Here is a 13272-nt window from a genome sequence, read left to right as displayed (position 1 = left end):
GGGACCAGCGGAACATGCGACTGTCCGGTATCCCGTACTCAAGCGTGCACCCTGGGGGGCTACGCAGCCAACCCGTCAGGCTTGCCCGGTGTCTGGAGTACCAGACAGTTCCTGCTTGCCCCAGCCATTGGCCGGGGCTGGGGCAGGACCCGGGCTACGGCTTGGGGGCCGGGGCAGTTGCCGTCGCCGGCACTGGACCTTTCCTGCGGAGCAGGAAGGTGATGGCACCGGCAGCAGCGAGGACCAGCGCCGCAATCAGGCCGATCGTCCAACCGCCCAGCCCGGCAGATGAAGCTGCCAAGGGAGCCGCCGCCTCTTGCGACAACGACTCCTCCGACGCCGACTCGCTGGGCCACGTCGCAGCCGGCGGAACATCGACATCTGTGATGTCCGGACGTTCAGCATCAACAGGCTCGCCGTCCGGCGCCTCGCCTGTGACGGGAAGCGCGACGGCGGGAACTGGCGCCTGCGGCCATGGCACCACGGTGGGAGCTGCTCCGAACAGTTCGGAAGAATCAGCCCTTGGTACTTTCAACGGAAGCTTCCCGCGCGCCTGCTCTGCCGCCGCAGCGGTCCTTGCTGCTTCTGCCGCACGGGCTGCTTCGGCGGCTTTCGCTGCCTCTGCTTGGCGAGCCGCTTCGGCGGCCTTATCAGCGGCGGCCGCTGTACCGGCGTCGAGCGCTGCCCTATCCGCCAACCCGGCGAGTTCGGCAATCATGGCGTCGATCGAGGCAACGTGGGCGGCGGTGGCTTCGTCGCGCTTGGCAGCAGCAAACTGCCCGGCGGCGGCGAACGCCCGAAGGTCAGCCCGGCTGCCCTCCAGCGCCACAGTGGCAGCCGCCCGCCGCTCCGCCCCCTTGTCCAGGGTGGCGTAGGCAAGGATGCGGTTGTCCAGGTCTTGCGCAGCAGCGAAACCATACTCAAGGAAATAGCGGACATCTGCGTGGTTGGCAGAGCCCAAGGCAATATCCGCGGCTTTGTTGACGTGACTGCCGCCCTGGGCCAGTAGTTGATAGACCCGCTGACGGTCCGCGCCGAACGCAGACACACCGCTTGAGTCCAACCTGACAGCCTCACCGTAGCCCGTGGTGACGAAGTCCTTGATGGCCGAATCCCCGCCCAACAAGGCAGTCGCGGCGGACTTCTTCACTTCAGGCGTGCCGACCAGTGCGAGATCCAGGGTGACCTGCCGGGCCTCCTTGATCAGTGCGTCAAGGTTGGCACCGGGAGCGGTGAGGGTCACCAGAAGTCCGGGCAATTCCTTGGCGGCTTTTGCAAAGGCTTCCTTGAACGGCTTCTCGGAAGCCACGCTTGCGCTGTCCAGGACATTTCGCGGAACAGCCTGGGCACTGAGGAGATCACGATCAACACTCAGACGTGTCGTGTCTGCTTTCCGTGCAGCCGCAGCGGCGCTCCTGGCCTGTTCGACGGCGGTCTTCGCTCGGTCAGCTACTGCTGCGGCCCCGACGGGGTTGGCCTTGATGTCGTCCTTGACCTGCTGGAGCAGCGCAGTCACGGCGGCCGCCTCAGCGTGATGGTCGCCTGCAACGAACTGCCCATAGCGCAGGAAATCAGCCACGATCTCAGAGTCGTCGGTTTCCAGCGCTGCCTTGGCAGCAACAGAAACGGCAGGATTCCCGGAAGCAATGAGGCCATATGCCGATTGGCGGTCTGCCATCTTTGCCTTGTCCCTCCACCCGGTCAGGACGAACTGCTCCACGGCTTTTTCGCCTTCGTCGAGGCTTTTGGACGCCTCCCGTTGAACGTGGACGTTGCCGTAGTGAAGGAAGTAGGTGGCCACGGTCCGGAGTTCACCCCGCCATGTTCCGGCCCAGCCTTCTACGAGGAAGGCATCGATCTTGCCCGGATCACCGGTAGCAAGGATCTTCTGAGCGACGGAGCGAACATGCCCGCTCCCCCGCTCCGTCAGCTCGGTGACCAACTGCTTGCGGTCCGCTGCCAGCGGGGCGTCCTGTCCGCCGTCGACGAATGCCTGGACCGCACCTGCGCCGCCCACCAGGGCCGACGCCGCTGCTGCCCGGGCGGCCGGGCCACCCGTCCTCCACAGCTCAAGGACGCCCGCCGTGTCAGTGGCCCGCTGGACATACGGCAAAGGAGCCTGCGATGCGCTGGGAACCTCAAAATCGGGAATGTCGTACGCCTGCGCTGGGGATGCAAAGAGCAAAGACGCGCCAGTCACAGCGGCAACAACGGCAGCGGCCCAACGGCGTCGAGTGTGACGAAGTACAGAAATCAAGAGTCCCCCATAAGGATGCGGTGGCAGCGCTGAATTCAAGGGGGCGAGGCTGAAAGCGAGGGATGCCTGACCGTATTGATGAGCTGTCCGCGGTCATCATATCCGAACGGAGACTATGACTTTGACCACCCTCCCAAAACCGCCCCGTCAGTTAAAACCGCCCCGTCAGTTAAAGCAGCCCCGTCCGTTACAGCGGCCCTGTCCGCCAAAGCAGTGTCTGCGATCAAAGACACCAAACCCCCGTGAGTCCGATCACAAGAGGCCCAAAAGTGATCTGCTGGATAGCGATCCCCTCCCAAAGACGAGAAGGTTTTACTATGCAACAAACCAAGCTGGCCGCGGAGAACTCTGTCCTCCAGGCCGCGGGTACGGCGCTCAGCCGAGGCCTGAACGTCCGCCATATCCGCTTCATGGCCCTCGGATCCGCAATCGGCACGGGCCTCTTCTACGGCTCTGCTTCTGCGATTCAGAAAGCCGGTCCGGCCGTCCTGCTGGCCTACATCATTGGCGGCGCGGCCGTGTTCATGGTGATGCGCGCCCTCGGCGAAATGGCCGTCCGACACCCCGTGTCCGGGTCCTTCGGCCAGTACGCGTCGAAGTATCTGGGACCGTTCGCGGGATTCGTGACCGGGTGGACGTACGTGTTCGAGATGGCGATTGTGGCCATCGCCGACGTCACTGCCTTCAGTATCTATATGGGGTTCTGGTTCCCCCAGGTGGACAGATGGATCTGGGTGCTCGCGATCATTCTGTTCCTTGGCGCCATGAACCTGCTCAGCGTGAAGGTGTTCGGCGAACTTGAGTTCTGGTTCTCGCTCATCAAGGTGGTGGCGATCATCGCCATGATCGTGGGCGGTGCAGCGATTGTGGTGTTCGGCTTCCAAACGGGCGACGGCGGCGGCGTGGCACCGGGACTGGGGAACCTTGTGAACCACGGTGGTTTCTTCCCGAACGGCTTCGAGGGGCTCCTGGCCGCGTTCGCCGTGGTGATGTTTGCCTTTGGCGGGATCGAAACCATCGGCATTACCGCGGGCGAAGCCACCAACCCCAAGAAAGTCATCCCGCAGGCCGTTAATACCGTGCCGGTCCGCGTGCTGCTCTTCTACGTGCTGACGTTGGGTGTGCTGATGAGTATCTTCCCGTGGAACGAGATCGGCAGCAGCGGCAGCCCGTTCGTGCAGATCTTCGACGGCCTGGGCATCCCGGCCGCACCGCACATCCTCAACGCCGTAGTCATTACCGCCGCGCTCTCCGCTATCAACAGCGACATCTTCGGAGCCGGCCGCATCCTGTTCGGCCTCGCTCAACAGGGTCACGCACCGAAGAGCTTCAGTAAGATCTCGCGGCACGGCGTTCCGTGGATGACAGTGGTGATGATGGGCTGCATCCTGCTGGTTGGCGTGGTGCTGAACGCCGTGATTCCCGAGGACGTCTTTGTGCTCATCGCATCGATCGCCACCTTTGCCACTGTGTGGGTCTGGGTGATGATCCTGGCGTCACACGTGGCCATGAAGCGGGAAATCAAGCGCAAGGGGCTGCCGGCGTCGGAATTCGGTTCTCCGCTGTGGCCTGCTGCGTCCATCCTGACCATGGCCTTCATGGCGATGGTCATCATCATCCTCGGCGTTTTCGAGGACACCCGGGTAGCCCTGTATGTCGGCGGTACCTGGTTGGTCCTGCTGTTCGTGGCCTACAAACTCTGGGTCCGCGGTGGCGGCCTGCGCCGGGCAGAACTGGTGGACGAAACCGCCTGATTCACTGCGCCGAAACGACAGCTAATGCCAATGTTCACGCGGAACATTGGCATTAACTGTCGCCCCGCGAGGGGGTCAAGCTCAGATGGCAGCAGCTGCGGAGCGCACGGCCTCGGACAAGGCAGTTGCCGGGCGCCCGATCAGTTTCCGGAGATCACCGGTGGTCACCAAAAGATCGCCACGGCCAATGCCCAGATCGGTATCCGCCAGGATCTGCGCGAAGCCTTCGGGTACCCCTGCGCCCGTCAGGAGATCGGCGTACTGGTCTGCCGGGAGGTCCCGGTATTCGATTGATTTGCCTGATGCAGCGCTGATTTCGGCGGCCAACTCGTCCAAGGTAAAGGCCTCGTCCCCGCCCAATTCGTAGATCTTCCCGGCTTGGTGCTCCGCGACCAGGACAGCGGCTGCGGCCTGCGCATAGTCTGCGCGGGAAGCACCGCTGACCTTGCCGTTTCCGGCGCTGCCGGCAAGCGCTCCCTGGGCAAGCGTTCCCGGCAACTGGTCGGTGTAGTTCTCGATGTACCAGCTGTTGCGAAGGAGGGCGAAGGGGACGCCTGATTCCTTCAGGATGGATTCCGTGGCCTGGTGCTCTGCGGCCAGCTTCATGCGGGTGGTGTCTGCGTTGGCAATGCTGGTGTAGGCCAGAAGTTCCACGCCCTCGGCCTTTGCTGCCTCGATGACCGTGCGGTGCTGCTCTACCCGCTGGCCGACGGCGCTTCCCGAAATAAGAAGGACCTTGGTGGCTCCCTTAAGCGCTTGGGCCACCGAAGCGGGGTCGTCGTAGTCCATTGCAGCCGCGCGAACGCCGCGGGCAACAAAGCCGGACAGCTTTTCGATGGAGCGCCCTGTGGCAACAATGCTGTCAGCGGGGACATTGCGCTCAAGGAGGGCCTCTATGACGTGGCGGCCCAGCTGGCCTGTTGCTCCGGTAATGACGATGCTCATGACTGGTTCCTTTCAAGGAAGTTAATGGGTCGGTCATCGATCACAACCACCCCTCCCGCAGATAACTTCCCGAAAGAGAGTACGCACTTTAAGGTAAGGTACTGACATGAAAGTAAGTACCCTCTTGACTCCCCTCCCGGCCGGCGTCGCGGACGGTGTCTTCCCTGCCGGCTGCCCCAGCCGAACGGTGCTGGACCACATCACCAGCAAATGGGGAGTGCTGGTCCTGCTTTCGCTGTCCGAGGGAGATCAGCGATGGAGCGAACTGCGCCGACGCGCTGAAGGCATCAGCGAAAAAATGCTGGCCCAAACCCTGAAAACGCTCGAACGGGACGGACTTGTACGCCGCGATGCACAACCCGTCATCCCGCCGCGCGTGGATTACAGCCTGACTGAACGCGGCCGCGAGCTCACGGCACTGCTTATCCCCCTGGTGACCTGGGCATACGACAATGCCGAGGAAATCATCGGCGGCCAAAGTTAACCCGGCTGACCAGCGGACGCGGCCTACCGGGCCGACCAGCCGCCGTCCATGGTGTAGCTCGCCCCGGTGACCATGCCGGCGTCGTCGGAGGCCATCCACGCGGCCAGCGACGCAACTTCTTCCACCTCCACCAGGCGCTTCACCGCGGACTCCGTCAGCATCACCTTTGCCAGGACTTCGGCCTCGGGGATGCCGTGGAGACGGGCCTGATCGGCGATCTGTTTCTCCACCAGCGGCGTTCGGACATACCCGGGGTTGATGCAGTTGGACGTGACACCGCGCTCGCCACCCTCCAAAGCCGTGACCTTGCTGAGTCCCTCCAGACCGTGCTTGGCGGAGACGTATGCACTCTTGTAGGCCGAGGCCCGGAGCCCATGGACCGACGAAATGTTGATGATCCGTCCGAACCCGTTGGCGTACATGTGCGGGAGTGCGGCCCTGATGAGGAGGAACGGAGCCTCCAGCATCAGGGCCAGGATCCGCCGGAATTCCGCGGGTTCGAACTCCTCGATCGGCGCAACTTTCTGGATTCCGGCGTTGTTGACCAGGATGTCGCAGTCCAGGCTCAAAGCGGCCAGCGCGTCGACGTCCAAGAGATCCACAGTCCAGGCTGTGCCGCCCAGCTCGTCGGCGAGCGCCGCAGCTCCGGAGGCATCGACGTCGGCCACTACTACTTTCGCACCGCGGGCGGCGAGCGCCCGCGCGCAAGCTGCCCCGATTCCGCTCGCGCCACCGGTCACCAGGGCTTTGCGTCCGTTCAAGGAGTTGTCCATCGAATCAGCCTTTCGAGGCGGTAGTGAGTCCGTGGCGGATGGCGTCGGCCTCGTCCACTTCCTGGAGCGCGATGCCCTTGGTCTCCTTCAGTGAAACAACGGCGACGACCGTTACGGCGCAGGCGACCACGAGGTAGATGGCTGTGGGAACCCAGGATCCGGTGTCCTTGAGCCACTGGGTTGCCAGCAGCGGCGCGAGTGAGCCGGCAAAAATCGAGGTGACCTGCGAGCCCAGGGATACACCCGAGTAGCGCATGCGGGTGGGGAAAAGCTCGGACATGATGGCAGGCTGCCCCGCGTACATGAAGGCGTGCAGGCAAAGGCCGATGGTCACGGCGAGGACAATGATCACGGCGTTTTTGGTATCGAACATGGGGAAGGCGAAGAACGGCCAGGTCGCGCCGGCGATCGCGCCCACCAGATACACGGGCTTGCGCCCCCACGAGTCCACCAGGCGTCCCACCTGCGGGATGACCAGGAAGTGGATGACGTGGGCGATCAGGAGTGCCAGCAGGAGCGAGGAAGTGTCGTACTTGTGGACGCTCTTGAGGTAGACGATCGCGAAGCTCACCACCAGGTAGTACATGATGTTCTCTGCGAAGCGGAGGCCCATGGCCTGAAGGATGCCCTTGGGGTACTTGCGGATGACTTCGCCAACACCGTAGCTGATGGCTTTGGACTCCTCCACCTGCGCCTTGGCTTCGAGGAAAATGGGGGCTTCGGTGACGTGGGTGCGGATGTAGTAGCCAACGAACACGATCACGGCGGAGAGCCAGAACGCTACGCGCCAGCCCCAGCCGAGGAAGGCTTCGCTGCTGAGGACCGTGGACATGGTGAACAGGACGGCCGTAGCCAGGAGGTTACCTACCGGGACTGCCGCCTGTGGCCACGATGACCAGAAACCACGCGATTTGTTGGGGCTGTGCTCAGCCACCAGGAGAACAGCACCGCCCCATTCGCCGCCGAGCGCGAAGCCCTGGATGAAGCGGAGTGCCACCAGCATGGCCGGTGCCCAGTAGCCGATTTCCACGAAGCCCGGGAGGCAGCCCATCAGGAACGTGGAGACGCCCACGATCACGATGGTCAACTGCAGCGTGGGCTTGCGGCCGAGCTTGTCGCCGATCTGGCCGAACACGATGCCACCGAGAGGGCGGGCAACGAATCCGACGGCGTAGGTGATGAACGCCTGGATGATGCCGTCCAGTTCATTGCCGGTGCTCGGGAAGAAGTACTTGCCGAAGACCAGCGTGGCGGCCGTGGCGTACAGGAAAAACTCGTACCACTCCACCACCGTGCCCACCATTGAGGCCGCGACGATCTTCTTGAGTCCGGAGCCTTCGCCGGCGCCCTTCCCTGCTTTTGATGCGGAGCGCTGCTCTACGCTCATATCCATCTCCTCAGTGTCCTCTTTGACCCTTTTGAACGTGATGTGATCCACAACACGAAATGCTCCACTGAGTATTGCCGCAGATTTGTTGTGTCTCAATGACCAAAGCAGCACCCTGTGTGTGCAAAATTGCAGATATGAAGCCGAACCCGGATGACCTCCTCATTTTCCTGACCGTCTCACGTTCAGGAAAATTTACGACGGCGGCCCAAGCCTTGGGGCTCAACCACACCACCGTTTCGCGCAGGATAGCGGCGTTGGAGAAAGCGCTGGGAGGCAGGATTCTGGCGCGTGCCGCGGGCGGTTGGGAAGTAACGGAGCTGGGCGCGGAAGCCGTGCTGGTCGCAGAACGGATTGAAGCTGCGGTGGGCGCGCTGGGACCCAGCGACCACGCACCCGACCCCATTACCGGCGTCGTACGCATGACCGCGACCGATGGCTTCAGCGCCTATATCGCAGCCCCTGCGGTCTCGCGCTTGCGGCGGGAGCACCCTGGGCTGAGCGTGGAGATCGTGACGGTGACGCGAAGGGCGTTGCAGCAGCGCTCCGGCCTGGATATCGAAGTGGTGGTGGGGACGCCGCAAGTGCACCGGGCCGAAGCCATCAGGCTGGGCGAATACCGGCTGGGGATGTACGCGTCGCGCGCCTACTTGGAGGACAACGGCACCCCTTCAAGTATTGAGGAGCTCACGCAGCACCAACTGGTCTACTTTGTGGATTCCATGCTCCAAGTCGATGATCTGGATGCTCCGCGCAGGTTGGTTCCGACCATGCGGGACGGCCTCAGTTCCACCAACGTGTTCGTCCATGTGGAGGCCACCCGGGCCGGAGCAGGCGTTGGTTTCCTGCCGTGTTTCATGGCCGACCGGCACACGGATTTGGTGCGTCTCCTGCCGGCGGACTTCGCCGAGCTGCTCCCCTACTGGATGGTCCTCCGCCCGGACTCCATGCGACGCCCCGCGGTTGCCGCCGTCGTGCAGGCTTTGCGCGAGGAGACTGAACGGCGGCGGGAAGAGTTGCTGGGGGCTGAATAGCCCGCCGAGGTGGCATCAGGACCCCAGCGGGTCACCAGCCGGGTTTGCTGGGCCAGGACCATGGCAACCCAGACGCCATTGACCTGCTGCGCCTCCACCCCTGCCGTCGCCTGTGGCACGATCTGTCCGGATTGCTGTCCTTCTTAAAATTAGGAGAGCCTTACTATGGTAATCATGCCCTCCAGTTCCGCCATTCCGCCCTGCCCACCCGGGCGTAACACGCCAGCACCGTGGACGGCTTCCCGTCTTTTCAAGTTCACCCTGCTGGCCAATGGCCGCTGGAAGTTGCTGCTGGTGGGTTGCGCCGGCTTTATTCTGCATCAAGTCAGCGAGGCCCTGGTTCCGGCCACCATCGGCGCCGCCGTTGACAAGGCAATTGCACCGCACGACGCCGGGGCCCTCCTCTGGTGGCTTGGCGCCCTGGCCGTCGTCTTCGTGGTGCTCGCCCTTTCCTGGCGCATCGGCACCCTGGCCACCAACCGCTCCTTCCTCTACGGTTCGCATGACCTCCGGCAGTTGGCTGTGGAACGCACCCTTCACCCACGCGGCATGGCAGCCCGGCGTGCACCCGGCGAAATCGTGGCGATCGCTTCCTCGGACGCCGACAGGGTTGCCGGCCTGTCCTGGCTCATCGGTGGGGGCCTCGCTGCCGCGGCCGGTGTCGCGACCTCCGCAGTAACACTGCTGCTCATTTCGGTCCCCTTGGGTATCGCAGTCCTGGTGGCTACGCCCGTCATGCTGGTGGTGATGCAGCGCCTCACCAAGCCGTTGGAGGACCGCAGTGATGTGGAACAGTCCTCAGCGGCCCGCGCCGGCGCGCTGGCCACGGACTTCGTGACCGGATCACGCCCCCTCAAGGGTCTCGGCGCAGAGGAAGCAGCCGTCACCCGATACCAGGATGCCAGCCGGACATCGCTGCTGGCCGGGCTGCGGGCTGTCCGCGCCAGGTCCGCCTATAACGGCGCCAGCACCGCCCTTTCCGCTGCGTTCCTGGCCGGGATCGCCTTCTTTGCAGCGTGGTTCGCCGTCCAAGGCAGCATCTCGGTAGGTCAGCTGGTGGCGGTTGTCGGCGTGGCCCAGTATGTCCAGGGACCCATGGCCGCACTGGGCTTCCTCAGTGTGGAACTCGCCCGGAAACGGGCCTCAGCGGCACGCATCGCGGTACTGCTCGAGGAACCGGATGCAGTGCCCGCACCTGGTGACGGGGACCGCCTTGCCGCTGCAGAACGCACGACGGCGGCAGCCGGGTCAGCAGCACGGCCCACCCCTGCGCGGGAACCGGCACCGCTCCTCGAGCTACGCGACAGCCCGGACAACAGCGCCTTCCCGCCCTTCACGGCGTCCGCTGGGGAGATCGTGGGTGTGGTGCTGCCGGACGGCTCACAAGCCAGGCGATTGGTGGACACGCTTGGTTTCCGCACCCCCGCTCCCCGCGGCGCAGTCTCCATCGACGGCCACGACGCCGCCGACCTGGACCCCTTGGATGTCCGGTCCAAAGTCTTCGCCGACAGTCATGAAGGCGTCCTTTTCCGCGGCACTGTCCGCGACAATGTGGCAGCAGCCGATGCCCCGCTGCAAGAACGGGCCCTGGCGGCTGCCGCCGTCGAGGACTTCATTTCCCAACTGCCGGAAGGCACCGAAACCGTTCTTACCGGGCATGGCCAGAGCCTGTCCGGTGGGCAGCGGCAGCGGTTGGTTCTTGGCCGCTCGCTGCACCAGCACCAGCCGGTGCTGGTCCTGCACGACCCCACCACCGCCGTCGACACCGCTACCGAAGCTGTGATCGCGGAGGGACTCCGCAACTTCCCGGACAAGGCGCTGGTACTGGTCACCACCAGCCCCACGCTGTTGGCCGTCTGTCACCGGGTGGTGGTGGGAGGTGCCGATGGCGCATCGGAAACCGGGACCCACCGGGAACTCCTCGCTACGTCGGCCGGCTACCGCGAGGTGGTGGGTTCATGAGCACCGACATCCTGCCCATCGCCACACCCCGCGAGACCCGGCGGGCCATGTGGCGCCTGTTGGCACAGCGTCCCGGCCGGCTCGCCCTGACCGTGTTCGTTCTGCTGGCGGCGGCCGGCTGTGGACTGGCAGCGCCGGCGATCCTGGGCATCATGGTCAACATCGCGGCCGGCGGCGGAGACGTCATGAACCTGCTGTGGCTGGCCATCGGCTTGCTGGTTGCGGGCGGATGCGGCGCCCTGCTGGGCATCCTCGGCCAGAACCTGCTGGCCCGGATCTGCGAGGAAGCCCTCGCCGGACTCCGTGAGGAGGTCTTTGCGGCGGCTGTCCGGAAGCCCTTGGCACAGCTCGAAAAGGCGGGCATCGGCGATGTGGTGGCCCGCGTGTCCGGCGATGTCGAGGCTGTCAGCGAGGCCATTTCCGGAGTGCTGCCCGCCTTCACCAGCGCAGCCTTCACTATCGCCGTCACGTTGCTTGGCCTGGGGGTCATCGACTGGCGCTTTGCAGTGGCGGTCCTCATCGCCGCACCCCTGCAGGTCCTCACGCTGCGGTGGTTCCTCAAACGAACCGCACCCATCTACCGGACCGTCCGCATCACCGAGGCCAATCGGACCGAGCAGATCATCGAGACCGTCCATGGCTCGCCGTCGGTCCTGGCGTTGGGCCTCGGGTCGCGCCATGCGGAGCTGGTGGCAGCTGCTTCCCAGGAGAACATCGGCCACGCGCTCAAGGGAGTCAGCTACCTGACCCGGTTCTACAACCGCCTCAACCTTGCGGAACTGGCAGGCCTGTCCGCGGTGCTGGTGGTGGGCTTCTGGCTTCACGCCGAGGGCATCGTGACTATCGGCGCGGCGACCGCGGCGGCACTCTACTTCTACCGGCTGTTCGATCCGATCGGGCTGGTCCTGGGGCAGTTTGATGAACTCCAGAAAGCGGCTGCCGGCCTGGGGCGCATGTTCGGGCTGACCATGTCCACGGCCAAGACTTCCCCAACCGCCCTTTCCCGCGGCACTGATTCCAGCATCGTCCTGGACAACGTCACCTTCGCCTACCCGGGCCAGCGGCCCGCACTCCGCGGCGTCTCGCTCACAGTACGACCAGGCGAGCGGGTTGCTGTCGTTGGCACCTCAGGAGCCGGAAAAACCACCCTGGCCAAGGTCATCATGGGCCTGGAACACCCGGACAGCGGGACCGCCTGGGTGGGTGGGCTCAACTCAGCTGCCGCAGCCCCCGCGGACCTGCACTCGAGGATCGCGATGGTCAGCCAGGAAGTTCACGTCTTCTCTGGAACGCTGGCCGGAGACCTCAGGCTTGCCAAACCGGATGCTTCCCCCGCGGATCTCTCCCGCGTCCTCGCCGCCGTGGGGGCTACGTGGATGAAAACGCTCGACGACGGACTGGAAACATCCGTAGGCGCCGGCGGCCACCAGCTCACCCCGGAGCAGGCACAGCAACTGGCGCTAGCCCGGCTCATGCTCAAGGATCCGCCCATCGCGGTCCTCGATGAAGCAACTGCTGAGGCGGGAACCGGCTCGGCCACCATGCTGGACCAGGCTGCCGAAGCGGCGTTGGCGGGCAGGACGTCCGTGGTGATCGCACACCGTTTATCACAAGCAGCGTCGGCGGACACCGTTGTTGTGATGGAGCAGGGACGGATTATCGAATCTGGCCCGCATCAGGAACTGCTGGCCGGCGGGGGCCGTTACGCCACATTGTGGGAGGCGTGGAACAGCTCACTCAGCCGCAACTGAGGGTTCGTTCGCAGGCACCTCTGCAGGGTCATGCCGCACAGGGGTTCCCGCCGCGAAGGACCGCACTTTCGCATCATCCCAGATGTGCGCCGGGACGCCTCCGCCCAGGAGTTTGCGGGCCAGCGTGGGGTCATCACCGAAGGGTGCGTGGCTGCCGGCCATGATCATGTTGCCGTATCGGCGCCCTTTGAGCATGGCCGGGTCCGCGATGATCATGGTGTGCTCGAACGTATCCGCGATGGTCGCAGCATCAGCCCGGGCATTCTTGAGGTCAGGAGCGTCCCCGGAGTTGACCACGTACAGGCCGTCGGGGGCCAGGACCGCATCGGCATGCGCCGTGAATTCGCGGGTGGTCAACGCCCGGGGCGTGAAGGCACCGGCGAAGACGTCCCGGATGATGAGGTCCCGGGTGTCCGGGGTGAGTGATTCAGTAACCGCCCGGGCTTCGCCAACCCGGAGCCTCAACAAGGGCGCCTTGGGAAGGTCGAACCAGCCGCGCACATAGTCGGCCAGCTTGCCGTCCAGTTCCACCACCACCTGCCGGGCTTCCGGGTAGGCGGCGTGGAAATAACGAGCCATGGAGCAGGCTCCCCCACCGAGGTGCAGGGCCCGCAGCTTCGGTTTCTGCTCCGGCGGCCAACGCGATTCCACCAAGGCAGCGATCCAGCGCATGTACTCAAAATCCAGGAACAGAGGATCCGCGAGGTCAATATGCGAGCTCATCACACCGTTGATCTTCAGCAGCCACCCATTGGAGTTGTCCTGGTCCGGGATGAGCTCGCAGTCGCCGGTATCGATGTAATAAACGCCCGCGACCGGACCATCAGGTCGGGTGCCGGAAGGCACCTCGACGACTCCCGTCGTCGACCTCTGGGACCTGTTTGGTTTACCGCGTTTCGTCACTACTTCAGCCCTGCTTGAGTCA

10 protein-coding genes are annotated in these 13272 nt (G+C 64.3%); 5 read left to right on the top strand and 5 right to left on the bottom strand.

Translation table 11 applies throughout. The features are described 5' to 3' along the window. Nucleotides 1-154: 154 nt before the first annotated feature. Nucleotides 155-2257 (bottom strand): ALF repeat-containing protein, encoded by a 2103-nt coding sequence (locus QEH68_RS02335; RefSeq protein ID WP_280626256.1) that lies wholly within the window; start codon nt 2255-2257, stop codon nt 155-157. Between the two features lie 317 nt (nt 2258-2574). Between QEH68_RS02335 and QEH68_RS02330 the strand changes: the two genes are divergently transcribed. Beyond that, nucleotides 2575-4011: an amino acid permease gene (locus tag QEH68_RS02330; protein WP_280626254.1), complete on the top strand. Its 1437-nt coding sequence runs from the start codon at nt 2575-2577 to the stop codon at nt 4009-4011. A gap of 81 nt (nt 4012-4092) precedes the next feature. Here QEH68_RS02330 and QEH68_RS02325 read toward each other — a convergent pair whose 3' ends face one another. Beyond that, nucleotides 4093-4956, bottom strand: coding sequence for an SDR family oxidoreductase (locus QEH68_RS02325; RefSeq protein ID WP_280626252.1), 864 nt, complete (start codon nt 4954-4956; stop codon nt 4093-4095). A 106-nt stretch (nt 4957-5062) separates the two neighbouring features. Between QEH68_RS02325 and QEH68_RS02320 the strand changes: the two genes are divergently transcribed. Continuing rightward, a complete protein-coding gene (locus QEH68_RS02320) occupies nt 5063-5440 on the top strand; it encodes a helix-turn-helix domain-containing protein (protein ID WP_207595997.1) in 378 nt (125 codons plus the stop codon). Nucleotides 5441-5463: 23 nt separating this feature from the next. Here the strand turns inward: QEH68_RS02320 and QEH68_RS02315 are convergent, their stop codons facing one another. Further along, nucleotides 5464-6213, bottom strand: a complete 750-nt coding sequence (locus QEH68_RS02315; protein WP_017200737.1) for a 3-hydroxybutyrate dehydrogenase — start codon at nt 6211-6213, stop codon at nt 5464-5466. A gap of 4 nt (nt 6214-6217) precedes the next feature. Further along, nucleotides 6218-7600, bottom strand: coding sequence for an MFS transporter (locus QEH68_RS02310; protein ID WP_280626248.1), 1383 nt, complete (start codon nt 7598-7600; stop codon nt 6218-6220). Between the two features lie 137 nt (nt 7601-7737). Between QEH68_RS02310 and QEH68_RS02305 the strand changes: the two genes are divergently transcribed. From QEH68_RS02305 to QEH68_RS02295, 3 genes are all read left to right on the top strand, one after another. Beyond that, the gene (locus tag QEH68_RS02305) at nt 7738-8634 is read left to right on the top strand and encodes a LysR family transcriptional regulator (protein ID WP_207595995.1); all 897 of its coding nucleotides are present in this window, start codon (nt 7738-7740) and stop codon (nt 8632-8634) included. Between the two features lie 174 nt (nt 8635-8808). After that, nucleotides 8809-10596 (top strand): ABC transporter ATP-binding protein, encoded by a 1788-nt coding sequence (locus QEH68_RS02300; protein WP_242703493.1) that lies wholly within the window; start codon nt 8809-8811, stop codon nt 10594-10596. Continuing rightward, nucleotides 10593-12347 (top strand): ABC transporter ATP-binding protein, encoded by a 1755-nt coding sequence (locus QEH68_RS02295; RefSeq protein ID WP_280626244.1) that lies wholly within the window; start codon nt 10593-10595, stop codon nt 12345-12347. The genes QEH68_RS02300 and QEH68_RS02295 overlap by 4 nt, the downstream gene beginning before the upstream one ends. Here the strand turns inward: QEH68_RS02295 and QEH68_RS02290 are convergent. Further along, complete coding sequence (locus QEH68_RS02290) at nt 12330-13193, bottom strand: fused MFS/spermidine synthase (protein WP_242703492.1); 864 nt, start codon at nt 13191-13193, stop codon at nt 12330-12332. The genes QEH68_RS02295 and QEH68_RS02290 overlap by 18 nt on opposite strands. Between the last annotated feature and the right edge of the window lie 79 nt (nt 13194-13272).

This window comes from Paenarthrobacter sp. OM7 (genome assembly GCF_029873575.1).
In the GTDB taxonomy this organism is placed as follows: domain Bacteria; phylum Actinomycetota; class Actinomycetes; order Actinomycetales; family Micrococcaceae; genus Arthrobacter.
This window is presented reverse-complemented; position numbering and strand designations above follow the sequence as displayed.

What these genes read in the sequence shown, in the direction of transcription:
- QEH68_RS02300 (WP_242703493.1), top strand. Translation starts at nt 8,809, where the DNA reads ATGCCCTCCAGTTCCGCCATTCCGCCCTGCCCACCCGGGCGTAACACG.
- QEH68_RS02295 (WP_280626244.1), top strand. Translation starts at nt 10,593, where the DNA reads ATGAGCACCGACATCCTGCCCATCGCCACACCCCGCGAGACCCGGCGG.
- QEH68_RS02320 (WP_207595997.1), top strand. Translation starts at nt 5,063, where the DNA reads ATGAAAGTAAGTACCCTCTTGACTCCCCTCCCGGCCGGCGTCGCGGAC.
- QEH68_RS02330 (WP_280626254.1), top strand. Translation starts at nt 2,575, where the DNA reads ATGCAACAAACCAAGCTGGCCGCGGAGAACTCTGTCCTCCAGGCCGCG.
- QEH68_RS02305 (WP_207595995.1), top strand. Translation starts at nt 7,738, where the DNA reads ATGAAGCCGAACCCGGATGACCTCCTCATTTTCCTGACCGTCTCACGT.
- QEH68_RS02325 (WP_280626252.1), bottom strand. Translation starts at nt 4,956, where the DNA reads ATGAGCATCGTCATTACCGGAGCAACAGGCCAGCTGGGCCGCCACGTC.
- QEH68_RS02310 (WP_280626248.1), bottom strand. Translation starts at nt 7,600, where the DNA reads ATGAGCGTAGAGCAGCGCTCCGCATCAAAAGCAGGGAAGGGCGCCGGC.
- QEH68_RS02315 (WP_017200737.1), bottom strand. Translation starts at nt 6,213, where the DNA reads ATGGACAACTCCTTGAACGGACGCAAAGCCCTGGTGACCGGTGGCGCG.